We start from the raw sequence: 15,514 nt of genomic DNA on the forward strand, positions 1-15,514 counted from the left end.
TTAATCGTTCTCTCCTTGTTTTTCTGATTCGGTCATGTTGGCGTGAATTTGTAAAAGAGTCCGGCGGAATTGCTTCAGATCGGCCGAGGAAATTCCTTTTACAAAATCGTGATTGGTATCAAGTTCGACAGGAAGAGTCTTCTCCACAAGCTGTCGGCCTGTTTCAGTCAGATGAAGCAAATAGGCCCGACGATCCTGTGGGCTATTTACACGCCGTACCCAGCCCTTCTTGTCCAACAAATCAATAATTCGAGTCGTGGTAGGCTGGTCCTTCACGGCCTTAGCTGCAATTTCTTTCTGATTTAAACCCTCAGCCTGATAGATTTGGAACAGAACCGACCATTGCTCTGGGGAAATATCATAAGGTTTGAGGCGCTGCAAGAGCTGCTGACTCATTTTGCGGTGAGTAATCCCGAGCAACATCCCAATGGAACAATCGGGAGGCAAGTTATTCATAGGTACTCCTTTCTGTTTCCCGTACATAAATTACTTTGAAATTAATTAGTTGTTATAACAATTATATGAACAACAAGTTATTTTGTCAAAAAAAGTTGTTCAGCGTTTTGGGTTCTGCTATCACTACAGCAAAAAAAACAGCCCGTAAAATACGGGCTGTTTGGGTTGATATAATATCGTTTGCCATGACTGGCGAATTAAGCTTTTGGTACAGTTTCCCAGTCCTTCAGGAAGCGTTCGATACCGCTGTCTGTCAGCGGATGTTTCCACAGAGAAGGGAGCAAGGAACCTGGAATGGTGGCAATATGTGCACCAGACAGAGCAGCATCTTCTACATGCTTAATATTGCGGATGGATGCGGCGATGATTTCAGATTTCAGACCATGAATGTCCAAAATTTGTCTCAGTTCACGAATCAGCTTCATACCATCAACAGCGATATCATCCAGACGTCCTACGAACGGGCTGATAAAAGTAGCGCCAGCTTTGGCTGCCATCAAACCTTGAGCCGCGGAGAAAATCAGTGTTACATTCGTTTTGATTCCGTTCTTGGTCAGCTCGTTACAAGCATACAAGCCATCTTCAGTCATAGGAAGCTTGATAACCACGTTCGGTGCCCACTTGGCGATATCATAAGCTTCTTTGAGCATATCTTCAGCCTTCAGACCAATAACCTCAGCACTTACGGGACCTTCAACGATACTGCAAATCTCCTGAATGACTTCCTTGAACACTCGACCTTCCTTAGCGATCAGTGAAGGGTTCGTTGTTACACCATCAACCAGACCCAAACGTTCAATACGTTTGATTTCTTCAATGTTACCAGTATCCAAGAAAAATTTCATTTGATTTCCTCCTCAGGTTTATATAATACATAATACATATCACACGCGATGTACAATAGTTCATTATAAATGTAGCATATTGCACACGTTAAACTTATAATTAGTATGTATTACATTCTTAATTGTGACACATTTTAAATTTGAAAACAAGCGGTGTATGATTAAAATTTGATGAATTGTCGGAAGATGCCTGAAATTTACCGATCTATACTCTTTATAATGTATTCTACCCCACTCCATAAGGAGGTAATCATTATTCAACTGTCTGAAAGACAGCGGGAAATTGTTGATATTGTCCAGCGTCTGGCACCTGTTACGGGGGATAAAATTGCTGAAACACTGGGATTGACGCGTCCGACTCTCCGTTCTGACCTTGCTCTGCTCGTTATGCTCGGACTGGTGGATGCCAAGCCGAAGGTAGGCTACCTGCCAGGGCGTCATCCTAAATATGATAGTCATATCGGCAACATGCTCAAAAAGCTGACGGTGGCGGATATACTTAGTGATCCGATTTTGATTTCCGGTGACACGACCGCCTATGATGCGGTGCTGATGCTGTTTCAGCAAAATACAGGCACCCTGATGGTCACAGGAGAGGAGCAGGAGCTCATTGGAATTGTTACCCGCAAGGATTTGCTGAAGGTCATGCTGGGGCATACCGATCTTCACACCGTCCCGGTGACCATGGCAATGACGCGCCGGGCCCAAATGACGACGCTTGCTCCAGAAGACACTTTACTGGAAGCGATATCGAAACTGATTCGGCATCAGGTCAATTGTCTTCCAGTTTTGGACGAGCAATGTAGCTCCTCAACTCCAATTCGGGAGTTGGTAGGGCGGGTTACGAAAACGGACATCATGAACGCCATTCTGAGCTTGACAGAAGATAAAACGTAAAACATAAATAAGGGGGCCTTGTATGTACTGGTTGGCCATGCTGACGATGCTGATTGACCATGTCGGACTTGTGTTTTTTCCGACGGATCCGGCTTGGAGAATTGCCGGCAGGCTTGCTTTTCCAATCTACGCGTACGCGCTGTATGCGGGATATACTCATACCCGAGACATGCAGAGCTACATGCTCCGTCTACTCGGACTGGCTCTGATTTCTCAGGTGCCCTATATGCTGGCGTTTGATGTGCTTAGACCGAACGTAATCTGGACGCTATTGGCCTCGTTGCTTGCGTTGGCTGCTGCATCCCGCTTAAAGCATTGGACGGCTGTAACGTGCCTGTACGTCGTCTCAGCTCTGGTTATGGAGCTCAGCCAGATGGATTACGGAGCCTATGGACTGCTGTTGGTTCTGATTTATCGATACACCCGTTCATATATGATGATTGCAGCCCATTTTGTTTTGAACGTAGTGTATGATATGGTGCATCACGCGAATCTTCAGCACTTTAGTCTGCTGTCCAGTATTCTGATCGTATGTTTTGCAACTGGAGAAAGCGGATTTTATAGTCGGGTACCGCGTTGGTTGTGGCGTAGCTTTTACCCGGTACATCTGGCTGTTATCGCGGCAATTCGCATCTGGCCCTAATCTACATCTCATACATTAAAAAAACCTTTAAAACCACGACATAAAATGGTTTTAAAGGTTCTTTTTTATCCTTCAATAAGCTAGCCAACGTTTAGGATACCTTGTTGGGACCTTGAGCAAAAGGAAGTGGGCGAAGGGGAGCACCTTCCTTCATGTATTGCACCAATACTTCGGGAATATTGTGTATTCCACCTGCATTGACGCGATAGCCGTTCGTTTGCCCTGGCGAGTTAATCCCGCGTTTCACCGTAAACGTAACGTCAATACCCAAGGAACGGCAAATTTCCATCGTCTCCTTGGTATACCCACCATAAGGGAAGGCAAGTACATTCTGATCATTGTGTAGATGCTTGAACAGCTTCTTGTCAGCCATGTCCAAATCGGTAGAAACTCGCTGTTTGAACTCATCCTCGGTTTCCATTCGCCCCAGCTTTTTCGAATACACTGGAGCCATCAGAAGCGGCTTTTGTTGGGTGCGCGCTGTGTTGGAGTATCCGTAAGCATGCTGGTCATTGGTATGATTGTAGAAATCAATGCCTTCAGCATGCATCTGATGAATTTGATCCCATGTCAGCTTTGGAATACCAATATGTTTGGGATTGCTGATCGTGGACGTGATGAGAAAATTGGTTGCCGGTACCTGGTACTTTTTCAACACAGGAAAAGTGTCCGTATAAAAGGACTCGTAGCCATCGTCGAATGTCATAAGTACCGCATTATCAGGAACCTTGGCTTTATGTAAAATAAAATCCGTATACTCTTTCATCGTGATCCAGTGGAAGCCGTTAGCTTTCATTTCGTCCAACTGCCTCGTTAAATTACTAAGCTTGAGAGCACCGGGATCAGGTGGAGTCTTGGTCACCTCATGATACATCAGGACAATTACTTTGTTTTGGTAATATACTTTATCTGGTGTAGGCGTCATTGAAAATAAATGGCGTACCAGTCGATCTGCATTAGCTGTGCGTGTACGATGAGCCCCTTTAACTGTAGGTGTGTGGTATATGCTACGTGCTTCATACACCAAAATTCCTAAAATAGCCAACAAACTTATGATCAGCAACGTTCTTTTAAAAAAAGTGTGTTTCATTGAATGACATCCCCCGCATGCAAAAAAATTCTGAAAGTATAGAGGTTTATACTAGATATGAAACTAGCAAAATCTAGTCTATCATACCGAAAACACGCGGGGGAAATATCACAACTTTGTTACCTCTGTGTAGCTTTTACAGATACCGGTGAAGAGGTCGGGAAGTAACCGATCTCGACGGCATGCTGGATCATGTTCCGAATAAAATTCAGGTCGGTTGCCGGGCATTGAACGCCAGCTTGTTCCAGCAGAGCTGTGGTTACAGAGCATCCGTAACGGTAAGCTGAATCCTTGGCTCCGTCACCTTCCAGTTGTCCCATAGCAAGGTGAAGTGCATCCTCCTGAATGCCGGAAGACGGATTTAGCAACCAGGCGCTGTAATCGTCAAAAGGCAGGGTTTCTACTGCGTAACCGAGTTGGTTTACCATAGCGATCAGTTCATCATATGGCAGTGGGTTCGGATTGCAGATATGGAAAATACGGTTTGCGCTTTTTTGATGAACAGACAGCTCTACGATAGCACGGCTGGCGTAATCAATCGGTGTGAAGTCCGTATGCCAATCGGCTTGTGGCGCTTTGCCCAGCAGCAGCATCGCCTTCATCATACGATAATAAGCATTGCTATCAATATTTCGCTGGAAGCGTCCGTTGGCCGAATGGGCTGTCAAATTACCCGCGCGATAGATCGAGACAGGCGTACCCGCTTGAGTTGCTTGGAACAACAGCTTCTCCGCAGCCAGTTTACTATTCGTGTACAGGTTGTCCACATTCAGTTCGTCTGGGAAGGCAGAAAGCTCCAATGCCGACTCCCATTTTCCTTCGTTAGCAAGATCCTCCGGTATTCCCATAGTGGAGACATGATGGAAGGATACTCCTGGCTTGGCTTGAGCGATTTTCAACAGTTCCAGTGTTCCGGTCACATTCGTGCGATCGAAGGCTGCAGAATCACCAAAATGGCGAACGTCAGCGGCGCTGTGAATGATGCCGTCGATTTGGTGCTCCAGCATATGGCGGTCGAGGGAAGAGAGACCCAGATCAGCTTGCTCCAGATCCCCATAGACAGCCTTTACCCGTCCTTCGATCAGGCTGGAGACATCTTGTCCAAAATATCCTGTCAATACGGACTGAATACGCTCAATACCGGATGGACCGTTCTGAGAAGGGCGTACCATCGCGTATACTTTGGCTTCTGTTCGTTGAAGTAGGTCATACAAAATGTGCGAGCCCAGATAGCCTGTAGCACCGGTCAACAAAATCACGCGCAAGTCGCGGACTTCAGCTAAGTCAGAAGCACCAGATAACTCAATAGGATGCTCATTCAAGTCCATTTTTTCTTGAGAAATCGCGAGTGGCTTGCGTTGCGGCATTTGTTCCGTACCTAATTGTTCCACGTATTCAGCAAGCTCACGAACGGTTTTGTAGCGGAAAAAATCTCCGATGCGCAGCGCGCCATAACGCGGCTTCAAAATAGCCAGCACATGGATGACACGAAGCGAATCGCCCCCGATCAGGAAGAAATCATCGGTAGCGCCAATGTTATTTTTACCAAGCACTTGAGTCCATGCTTCGGCAATGAGTGTTTCGGTTCCTTCTCGGAGAGGTTCCCCGCCAAATGAAAGATCAGACGCTTCCGGTAGTGGTCGCAGGGCCAGCTTTTTGCGATCGATCTTGCCAGTTGGTGAAATTGGCATAGCTTCCAAATGAACGACATGACTCGGTACAAAATAAGAAGGCAGCTTGCCCCCAATATAAGACTGAATAACGTCCTGTGGAATAGATTGTCCATCCGAAGTGGTGAAATAGCCAACTAGCATGTTCTGATCTGTGTGATCTTTGACGGCTACCACAGCGACGTCCTGAACACCTGGATGTTTGGAAAAATGGTCTTCAATTTCTCCGATTTCAATCCGATTTCCACGAATTTTGAGCTGCGAATCCTTGCGGCTTACGTATTCAATCGTACCGTCTGGCAGCAACTTGGCGATATCACCCGAGCGGTACATTTTTTCACCCGGAACAAAAGGATTGTCCACGAACGATTGCGCTGTACGTTCTGGCTGATGGAGATAACCATGGGCCAATGCAGGAGTAGCAATACATACTTCACCCGGAATATTGACTGGGCAGAGCTTGTTATCATCGTTAACGATATACACTTTGTAATTGTAAATCGGCTTGCCGATCGGGATATTGACGACATGCTCAGGCACGGCACCACGGACCCGATGGGTCGTTGTCGCTACGGTGCATTCGGTCGGTCCGTATACGTTTACGATGTCGGTATCTGTACCGAACTTGCTTTGGAACGCTCGAACTTGGGAGCCGTACAGCGCTTCGCCTGCTACAGTAACAATCCGTACCTTAGCGAGTTTGCGATAGCCTTCGTCTGACAAGTACGTAGATAGCTGATTAAAGAATACAGTTGGCAAAATGGTAATAATCGTCGTGCCTGTACGTGCAATGGCTTCAGCGAATTCTTCAACAGATACACGCTCTTCAGAAGACAGCAAGTACAATTTTGCACCGTAAAACAAGGCTCCAATGGTATCCCAAACGGATGCATCAAAGCTGTAGGTTGCAAATTGGGTCAATACATCCTGAGGTGTAATGTCGCAATCGCGTTGCACGACAGCTCCTAGGTTAACAACACCGCGGTGAGCGATCAGGGCACCTTTCGGTTTGCCTGTAGAGCCGGATGTATAGATGACATAAGCTAGATCATCCGGACTTACACGAACGTTCGGATTGCTTGCAGCATAGCCTGCCAGCGGCCCGTTAATAGCTAAAATTTCTTTTACCGTTTCAATAGAACCGCACAGTTCAGTCGCTTGTTCCATAAGTGCGGAAGTTGTTAATACAAAAGGAGAACGCGTGTCTTCGACAATGTAGCTACTCCGGTCAGCGGGGTGGGCGGGATCAACAGGTACATATACGCCTCCGGCTTTTAGGATACCAAGCAGTGAAATAACGGTCTCTAAGCTCCGTTCCATGAAGATGGTCACGAATTCACCTTTGGTAAGACCTTTGGATAACAAGACACGTGCGACTTGGTTAGCGCGTTCGTTCAACTCACGGTACGTGTACTCTCCAGTGTGGGAAGCAATAGCCGGACGATCAGGGTATTGTGAAGCCGCCTCCTCAAACATTCCATGAATAGTTTGATGCTCAGGATATTTCACGACTGTATTATTTAAAGCTTCGTGAGCAGCTCGATCTGCATCCGATAATATATCAATTGAATTCACAGGTGCATGGCTGTTGGTTAGCGCGCCACGCAAAAGGGTTTCAAAGTATTCTGCGTATCGGACAACCGTTGTTTCCAGCAAGAGTGATTGATCATATCGTATCTGTATTTGATAAGCGCCATTGTGTTCACTGACAGCCCAATCCATAATACGGGATTCTACACCGCTGTCCGTAGGCAGATTTGTCGAAAATGAAGTATCGGCTTGTGGTTCCGCAAGGTATGCACTTGGCTCACGGAGCATCTCCTGAAATAAGTCTGCTAGTTCATGAAAAGTCGTTTCCTTTTCGACTGTCAGCGAAGCTGTAAGCAGACCAGTTTGTGGCACGAAAGTAGAAAAAGAAACTTCTTCTTCTGCGGAAAGGCGATATACCCATGCAGTATATGCTGATAAGAGCAACGCTTGTTTGTCTCCCGCAGTTTTTTGCTGATTTAATTGTTCCGAGATGGACGCTTCTAACTCTACTTGATAAGTAGAGGATGTATGCTTGCGTTGTATACGTGCATAATCCAAGGGAACTAGGAATGGGGAAGGGGTTGTCTGTGTACTGTTTTGTAGTAATGAAGCCATTACGCTAACCTCCTGAATGTATGATGTCTTAATATAAATGGTAAACTCAGTAAATGCCTCGCTCCCTTCAAATGCATGAACAGGAGGGAGGCATTACCGAATGAATGATTAACTATGAAATTAACTTTAAGTCGATAAATGGCTATTATGATTTGCTACGGTTGGTGTCTGCAATTTTGAAATAAGATGTAATTTCTTGAAGCTCTTCAGACATGGATGTCAATTTATGGGATGAATCAATAATCGAATCCAAAGAAGCTTTTTGTTCCTCCACCGTTTGCACAATGTGAACACTGTTATTGGCTGTTTTGGTTACAGTGGAAGAAAGATCGTCTGCTGTCGCTGTCATTTCCTGTGTACCCGCAGATATTTGCTCAGTAGCGCTGGATACTTCTTGGATTTGCCATGCTACATTTTTAGTTGCTTGAAGAATATCATTGAACAGCACGCCTGCTTGTCCAGCAACGACGATTCCGTTTTGAACTTCAACGTTTCCTTGCTCCATCGATTTCACAGCTTGTCCGATTTCATTTTGAATTTCTTCAATCAGTGATGTAATCTGTTTGGTTGCCTCCGCAGATTGTTCTGCCAGCTTACGTACTTCACTGGCAACGACGGCAAAGCCTTTACCTTCTTCACCAACGCGCGCAGCTTCAATAGAAGCGTTCAGAGCGAGCAGGTTGGTTTGACTGGAGATGCCTGAAATGGTACTGATGATATTGCCAATTTCCTGCGAACGACTGTCGAGCAACTTGATGATACGGGAAGTATTGGTTACTGTATCGGTAATCAAGTGCATTTGGGATGATACCTTACTTACAATCTCGTTGCCTTCGTTAGAGCGTTTCTCTACCGAATTGGCTTCTTCCGCAACATTGGAAGAACTCGTGGCAATATTTTGAATGACCGAAGCCATTTCAGCCATGGCACGTGCACTATCGCCTGTTGCTTTTTCCTGCGAACGGATATTCTCCGTGATTTCACTGATGTTTTGATTGATGATGTTGGAATTGATTCCGTTTTGTTCGCAGATTGCGAGTAATTCTTTGGCGGATTCATTGACTTCATCAGTTGTCTGCTTCACTTTAGTCATAATGCTGTTAATATGACTTACCATATCGTTGAAATTCTGATTTACGAGTCCCAAATCATCATGACCTGCATGAATTTGAACATCCAGATTTCCTCTGCTTACTTCGCTGATACCGTACATCAATTGCTTAATCGGGGACAGCGTACGTTTCACAACCCAATATTGAAGCGCCAGGCAGATCAGTAGGAAAATCACTAAAATGGTAGCGCCGCTAATGAGCAGCTTGGTCAATCCAGCAGGTACGGCACCGGCATCTGCATCGACTGCAAAATATGCAAAGATTTTGCCACTTGGATCTTTAATCGGAGTCATCAAAGTCGTCCATGTACCAAAAGTATCATCGTAGAAGCTGGTGAATGTTGGTTTGCCACTGTCCAGCATACCGGTTACGCCTACTGCCACGACATTGGGTTGCTCATACATAGAGCCAACGAGCATCTTATCTTTTTCAAATGCTTCTCTGAGATCCGTTGGCATCGCCACAATAGATGTCAGATTGCCATTTTCGAGCTCCGTCCCGAAAATATAGGCATGAGAGATATTTGGATTCGTCGCCATGATGTTATCTAGGTACGCGCGGAGTTTGGTTTGAATAGGTCCATCATAATTTTTCTCTTGAACCGCTTGGGTTACTTCATCGGAATTAATGCCCTGGGCCCACTTCAATGTGATTTTTTCCACTTGCCCATGCAATTGGTCTATCAAAATCGTACGTTGGATCAAATAGCTGGACACAATAAGAACTAGCCCAATCAATACGATGTTGAAGAAGGATAATAATAGGTTTTTGGTGAAGAATGATAAGCTACTCCACTTTTTCAAAATGTTCCACTCCCTGGTTGTATTTTTTGTATATGGTGTTGAACCGCTTATCGAATGAGATAATCAAGTCCCCCTTACAAACAAAATAATCGAGATCATAGACCCTTGAATTTTATGTAATAGGTCTTAAGTCCTTTTACAGACAAGTATGATATCCCTATATATATGTCGTACGAAAAGCCCTTGAAATGAATACCTTACACAATAAAAAATTAATTTTAATAGGTAAACGCTGTCTGTGTTTCAGTATATTCCAATTTATACTTCAACTTGAGATTTGAATTCATTACAGTCCATAAGCAACTATTCAACAGAAACCATCATACTTTATAATAGAGTCAAATGCACTTATCAATTTGGGACATTTTTCATATTTAACGTTGGAAATGCTTGATTTATCGCGGTTTTTGTGAATTGTTTGCAAATGAGTCTTTATATCCATGCAAAGAGAAGAGGGATAAGAAGAATGTCCAAGCTTACGATTTTAAAGGTTGAGAGTAATCACGAGGATCTGCATAAGTTGATTCAAAGGCTGGATGAGGACTTGCTGGAAAGGTATCCTGCCGATGAAATTTACTTGGTTGATTTTTCCAATCCGAAAGTTAAAGAAATGTTTTTCGCTGTTGTGTATGTGGACGAAAAACCGGTGGCTTGTGGAGGGCTTAGGCCTATAGGTGCGGAAGAAATGGAACTTAAAAGATTTTATGTCGATTCCTCTTATCGCAGACAAGGAATTGCGGTGAACCTATTATCTTTTTTGGAAGAGGAAGCCAGCAAACGGGGAGTGGTAAGGATTAAACTGGAGACCGGAGCGGCTCAACCTGAAGCGATTGCTCTCTATACCAAGCGGGGATACGAACCTATTGAACGATTTGGGGAGTATGAACACGATGAAAACAGCCTTTGTTATGGTAAAAAGCTGTCTCTGTTAATATAAAGCGTTCTCTTATAAAATGGATGATGATCAATACTAGCCTATATAGCGGGAGAGATGATAATGAATTTGAAGCAAAAAGCGGCTGAAAAAGCAGTTGAGGCGATTCAGGACGGTATGAAAGTAGGACTTGGTACAGGCTCGACAGCCTTTTGGGCTATTCAAAAAATTGGTGAGCGTGTAGCGCAAGGATTACATATACAGGCTGTAGCTACATCCCAAGCCTCGGAAGATCAGGCCAGGGAGCTGGGAATTCCCATCATTCCGTTTGATCAGATTGGAAGGCTTGATGTTACCATCGACGGTGCAGATGAAGTGAACGAGCAACTGGTACTGGTGAAAGGTGGAGGCGGAGCCCTGCTGAGAGAGAAAATTGTGGAAAGCAATAGCGACCGATTAATTATTATTGTCGATGAGTCCAAGGATGTGAAGGTACTGGGTGCATTTCCTTTACCCGTTGAGGTCGTACCCTTTGCCAGTGAATGGACGTTGGAGGCCTTGCGGCAGACGGGCTGCAAAGCGGAGTGGCGTATGAAAGACGGCGAGCGCTTCCTTACGGATAACGGTAATTATATTGCCGATTGTCGCTATGGTACGATTGAGAATCCGCAGGAGTTGGAAATCCGCTTGAACCAAATTCCGGGAGTAGTCGATAACGGACTGTTCATTAATATGGCGGACCAGGTGATTATCGCACGGGCCAATGGACAGATCGACGTCCGTAACAAGTAATGTCTAGGACCCGTCTGCTTCATCATGTGGCATTGGTGTTATTGATTTTATATACAGGACTTCTATTATATTGGATGTTTCTCGGTTTTGGTCGTACATTACGGCCAGGACCCCCGTATTCGTATAATATTGTGCCGTTTGATACGATCAGGCAATACTGGCGGGCAATGGAGTCGTTTCCTTTTCGGGTATGGGGTGTTAATTTGCTCGGTAATATTGGCGTATTCATTCCCTTCGGTATCCTTGTGCCTATCATTTGGATGTCCATGCGAAGTATAGGCAGTCTGTTGTTAACGATAGTGATCGCACTGGTCATTCTTGAGGTGTCCCAAATGCTGCTGGGCGCAGGTACAATGGATGTGGATGACATCATACTGAATGTTCTGGGAGTATTATGCGGCCGTATTGCCTACGTATTTTTACGTAAGAAGTTAGGGATTGCAATATAATCGTCCTGCTCTCTGAATCAGTGTGTTAAGACTGGCTGAGAGCGGACTTTTTTTACATAATGAACTGTAATCTTCACATAATAGACGACAATTCCTCCATTTTTAGGCCGTAGGAGTAGGGGGAGGAACGCTTAAACTTGACAAAAGCGCACAATTAAGATATCTTGGAATAAAGATATGAGTAACGGAGGCTGTTAATATGTCTGTAAAACCAGATGATCAGGACCTAGCACTTAACTTGTTCGTTGTTCTGGCTCGTGCTTATAATTCGGTCACGTCTCGTACGAATCGGGACATTCATAGTCATGGATTAAATACAACAGAATTTGGTGTGCTTGATCTGCTGTATTATCGGGGGCCACAGCCTTTACAGAAAATTGGAGAAAAGGTACTAATCTCTAGTGGGAATATTACGTACGTGGTCGATAAACTTCAGAAGAAAAACTTGCTTACCCGTCGTGCTTCGCAAGATGATCGGCGTGTGATTTATGCAGAATTGACTGATGAGGGACGTCACTTCTTTGAGCAAATATTCCCGCAGCATCATCGTGTCATTATGGAGACCGTGGATGGCTTATCTGTGGAAGAGAAGGAGCAGGCTATTCATCTGTTAAAAAAGCTTGGACTAACGGCTGAGGGGCAGAAGAGTAACGGATCATAAACGGTGCATGTACAGGTTAAATCTGCTTTAGATAAAATACCGACTTTTCGGTATTTTATTTTTTTGTCGTATTATGGGGGAGTAGGGTTAATGTAGGGACGCAAATCAGGTATAATTGTCTAATAGTCACGTCCGGAACAAATTCCCAGTACCTGTTTCGAATACAAAACCTTGTCGGGGAAGGAGCTGTACATGAGTATACAGCAATACACCGCAGGTGAATCGCTATTGATGCAAGCAGGAGCTTTGGCTGAATTAGTTACCCATAAGCAATACGAATTACAGCCCGATCTTTTGCAGCGTTTTGGGGATAACGGTAAAATAAAGACAAAACAGGATTCCATATATAGTTTGAACTATTTGGCTGAAAGTGTAATCATGAACAGCCCTATTTTATTTACACAGTATGTTTCTTGGTTAAAAAAGCTTCTGGAGGGTTTCGGGATAACCCAAGAAGATTTGAGCATCAATTTCAGATTAATCCAGGAGACGTTGGTAGAGCACTTCGATCATACGAATAAAGTCATGGTGCTGGAGCACCTGGATTTGGGGATACAGCAAATTGGGAAGAAAGAGGAGTATGCCTCTTTTATTACAGGTGATAATCCCTATGCTGCTGACGTGGCTCAATATTTGGAATATTTACTCTCAGGTAATCGCAGACAGGCTTTGGATTGGATCGTTCGCTTGCTGGATGAGGGTATCTCTATTCAACATACGTATAAATATATTTTTCAAATTTCGCAATATGAAATAGGCCGTCTATGGCATGAAGGCAAAATCACCGTCGGTCAAGAGCATTTTTGCACTGCCGTGACTCAATTTATTATTTCAAGCCTGTATCCCAGATGGATGGGGAGTGGAAGTAAGGAACGCTGCCTGGTGGCGGCGTGTGTAGGCAGCGAGCAGCATGAAATTGGAGTGCGTATGCTGGCTGATATATTTGAAATGGATGGTTGGGATACGTATTATTTAGGCGCCAATGTACCTAACCGGAGTTTGCTTCAGGCCATTGTGAGTTACAAGGCGGATGTAGTGGCTATCTCAGCTACCATGGCTTACCATGTCCATCTAGTGAAAGAGTTGATTGCTCTCATTCGGCAAGACCCAACGACTAGCCATGTGAAAATTATGGTCGGAGGCTTGCCTTTTAATCTCGATTCCCTCTTGTGGCAAGAAGTAGGGGCGGACGGATACGCACCAGGTGCGGAAGAAGCGCTGGAGGTTGCGGGTGACTTACTTTCGCTCAGGAAATAAGGTTGGTTTTGTGAACCTGTAAGTCATTTTGTAAAGGGGGCCTTTTAATATGAAGGAACCGACAGCAGAAATGGCTGTTCTGCGGAAAACGGTCGAACAATTAACGGATGAGATAGTGAAAAGCAAGGCTGAGGAAGAAAAGCTGCTGAATGAATTTTCAGCGATGAACAACGAGCTGGTTAATCTGCAGCGTCAGCTTGCCAAAAGCAATGCGGAATTATCACGGACGAAGGAAGAAGCGGTACGGGCTAATGACCTAAAGAGCACTTTTCTGGCTGTGGTTAGTCATGAATTCAGAACGCCAATGAACGGAATACTTGGAATGATCGAAATGTTAGGTTCATCCAAACTTTCCCCGGATCAACGGCAGGCCATCGGTGTGATACGTGAGTCAGCCTCCCTGTTATTGAACATGATTAATAATCTGCTTGATATATCCAAAGTGGAAGCAGGACAGATGGAACTGGAGATCGGAAACGTCAGAGTTCAGGCGATTATGAGCCATGTTGCTCAGTTGTTGGAGCCGCAAATCTATCAGATGGGTAACCGGTTGAGTATAGAGACCGATACCGGTGTGGCAGAGCATCTGGAGGGAGATTCGGCAAGGATCATGCAGATCTTGCTCAATCTGTTGAACAATGCGAATAAATTTACGAGTGAAGGATTGCTCATCATTCGAACAAAATTAGTGGAGGAAACAAAAGACTCCCAACGTGTTCGGTTTGAGGTGCAAGATTCGGGTATTGGGATTTCACCGGAGGATCAGAATAAGCTGTTTCAGCCTTATGTACAAGCCGGTGAAGGCAGCGCCTCCCAATATGGAGGAACGGGTCTAGGGCTATGGATATGCAGTTCATTTGTGGAACTCATGCAGGGAGAAATTGGGGTCGTCAGTACAGAAGGCCAAGGCTCCACGTTCTGGTTTGAAATTCCCCTCATGAAAGGATTGGAGCAGGCAGGCGAAATGGAGAAGCATGAAAATGGTGATTTGAAGGCATTTAGCGAGTTGCTGCGTGAGCATAGTCATTCTCAAACTATTTTGGTGGCTGAAGATAATCGGGTGAATCGGCAGGTGGTGCAATTACAGCTTAACCACTTGGGATTCCAGCATATTGATTTTGCTGAGGATGGACAAGCCGCAGTAAGAGCGGCCTCCGAACAATCCTACGCTTGTATTCTAATGGATCATTACATGCCTCTGCTAAATGGTCATGATGCGGCAAAAGCGATCCGCCAGAGGGAAGCAGAAAACCAGCAACCACCTGTACCGATCATTTCTTTGACTGGAAATGTGTCTGAGGAGGATCAGGCACGGGGCCGGGAGGTTGGAGTGAACGATTACTTGATAAAGCCAGTAACGATTGAAAAGCTCTCTGAAAAGCTTGTCAAATGGCTTCCAAAGCCGGAAACCGAGCCGATTTTGGCTGAGGAAGTTATACGTGAAATTATGCTGCTGGACGAGGATGGCAGCACGGGACTACTGGAGTCATTGGTCGAAATGTATACAAGTGATACACCTGCCAAAATCAATAAGTTAAGAGAACTGGCTGCTGCGGGCGAAGCCACAAAAGTAGTAGAGGCTGCTCATGAGTTGAAATCAGGCAGCGTGAGTCTGGGTGTCGGGCGTTTGTCCTCGTTACTGTCCGATATTGAACAGCTTGCACGGGAGAACCGACTCGAGAATGCGAAAGCGAAGTTGTCTGCGCTCCAATCTGTCTATCAAGCAACGTGTTTAGAACTGGAACGCTATATTCACCAGTGCTAGACCGTTTCCCCCCCCTTTATTAGACTTGCACGCGGAAGGAGAACGTAAAGGCATA

13 protein-coding genes are annotated in these 15,514 nt (G+C 45.0%); 8 read left to right on the plus strand and 5 right to left on the minus strand.

What is annotated here, in order from left to right; translation table 11 throughout:
* Together NSS94_RS09805 and fsa are read right to left on the minus strand one after the other, a co-directional pair.
* Positions 1-456, minus strand: a complete 456-nt coding sequence (locus tag NSS94_RS09805) for a MarR family winged helix-turn-helix transcriptional regulator (protein WP_029516787.1) — start codon at positions 454-456, stop codon at positions 1-3.
* 197 nt (positions 457-653) lie between these two features.
* Positions 654-1,301, minus strand: coding sequence for a fructose-6-phosphate aldolase (fsa, locus tag NSS94_RS09810; RefSeq protein ID WP_013309811.1), 648 nt, complete (start codon positions 1,299-1,301; stop codon positions 654-656).
* Positions 1,302-1,520: 219 nt separating this feature from the next.
* Between fsa and NSS94_RS09815 the strand changes: the two genes are divergently transcribed.
* Both NSS94_RS09815 and NSS94_RS09820 read left to right on the plus strand, forming a co-directional pair.
* Positions 1,521-2,198 carry a CBS domain-containing protein gene (locus NSS94_RS09815; protein ID WP_049816861.1) on the plus strand — a complete coding sequence of 226 codons (678 nt, stop codon included), beginning with the start codon at positions 1,521-1,523 and terminating at the stop codon, positions 2,196-2,198.
* A gap of 22 nt (positions 2,199-2,220) precedes the next feature.
* The gene (locus NSS94_RS09820) at positions 2,221-2,841 is read left to right on the plus strand and encodes a TraX family protein (RefSeq protein ID WP_209948001.1); all 621 of its coding nucleotides are present in this window, start codon (positions 2,221-2,223) and stop codon (positions 2,839-2,841) included.
* A gap of 91 nt (positions 2,842-2,932) precedes the next feature.
* Here the strand turns inward: NSS94_RS09820 and NSS94_RS09825 are convergent, their stop codons facing one another.
* From NSS94_RS09825 to NSS94_RS09835, 3 genes are all read right to left on the minus strand, one after another.
* Positions 2,933-3,931, minus strand: a complete 999-nt coding sequence (locus NSS94_RS09825) for a polysaccharide deacetylase family protein (protein ID WP_069011374.1) — start codon at positions 3,929-3,931, stop codon at positions 2,933-2,935.
* 119 nt (positions 3,932-4,050) lie between these two features.
* Positions 4,051-7,746: a non-ribosomal peptide synthetase family protein gene (locus tag NSS94_RS09830; protein WP_341039227.1), complete on the minus strand. Its 3,696-nt coding sequence runs from the start codon at positions 7,744-7,746 to the stop codon at positions 4,051-4,053.
* Positions 7,747-7,891: 145 nt separating this feature from the next.
* A complete protein-coding gene (locus NSS94_RS09835) occupies positions 7,892-9,661 on the minus strand; it encodes a methyl-accepting chemotaxis protein (protein ID WP_029514770.1) in 1,770 nt (589 codons plus the stop codon).
* Positions 9,662-10,127: 466 nt separating this feature from the next.
* On the opposite strand from NSS94_RS09835, the gene NSS94_RS09840 reads away from it, so the two are divergent.
* From NSS94_RS09840 to NSS94_RS09865, 6 genes are all read left to right on the plus strand, one after another.
* Positions 10,128-10,598 (plus strand): GNAT family N-acetyltransferase, encoded by a 471-nt coding sequence (locus NSS94_RS09840; protein WP_341039228.1) that lies wholly within the window; start codon positions 10,128-10,130, stop codon positions 10,596-10,598.
* Between the two features lie 60 nt (positions 10,599-10,658).
* On the plus strand, positions 10,659-11,327 hold the full coding sequence (gene rpiA, locus NSS94_RS09845) for a ribose-5-phosphate isomerase RpiA (protein ID WP_068940619.1): 669 nt from the start codon (positions 10,659-10,661) through the stop codon (positions 11,325-11,327).
* Positions 11,327-11,776, plus strand: a complete 450-nt coding sequence (locus tag NSS94_RS09850) for a VanZ family protein (RefSeq protein WP_341039229.1) — start codon at positions 11,327-11,329, stop codon at positions 11,774-11,776. The genes rpiA and NSS94_RS09850 overlap by 1 nt, the downstream gene beginning before the upstream one ends.
* 199 nt (positions 11,777-11,975) lie before the next feature.
* Positions 11,976-12,437, plus strand: coding sequence for a MarR family winged helix-turn-helix transcriptional regulator (locus tag NSS94_RS09855; protein WP_029514766.1), 462 nt, complete (start codon positions 11,976-11,978; stop codon positions 12,435-12,437).
* Positions 12,438-12,629: 192 nt separating this feature from the next.
* Positions 12,630-13,694 (plus strand): cobalamin B12-binding domain-containing protein, encoded by a 1,065-nt coding sequence (locus NSS94_RS09860; protein WP_069011378.1) that lies wholly within the window; start codon positions 12,630-12,632, stop codon positions 13,692-13,694.
* A gap of 49 nt (positions 13,695-13,743) precedes the next feature.
* Positions 13,744-15,459, plus strand: coding sequence for an ATP-binding protein (locus NSS94_RS09865; protein WP_341039230.1), 1,716 nt, complete (start codon positions 13,744-13,746; stop codon positions 15,457-15,459).
* Positions 15,460-15,514 lie beyond the last annotated feature (55 nt).

The organism is Paenibacillus sp. FSL L8-0644, assembly GCF_038008165.1.
GTDB lineage: Bacteria > Bacillota > Bacilli > Paenibacillales > Paenibacillaceae > Paenibacillus > Paenibacillus polymyxa_D.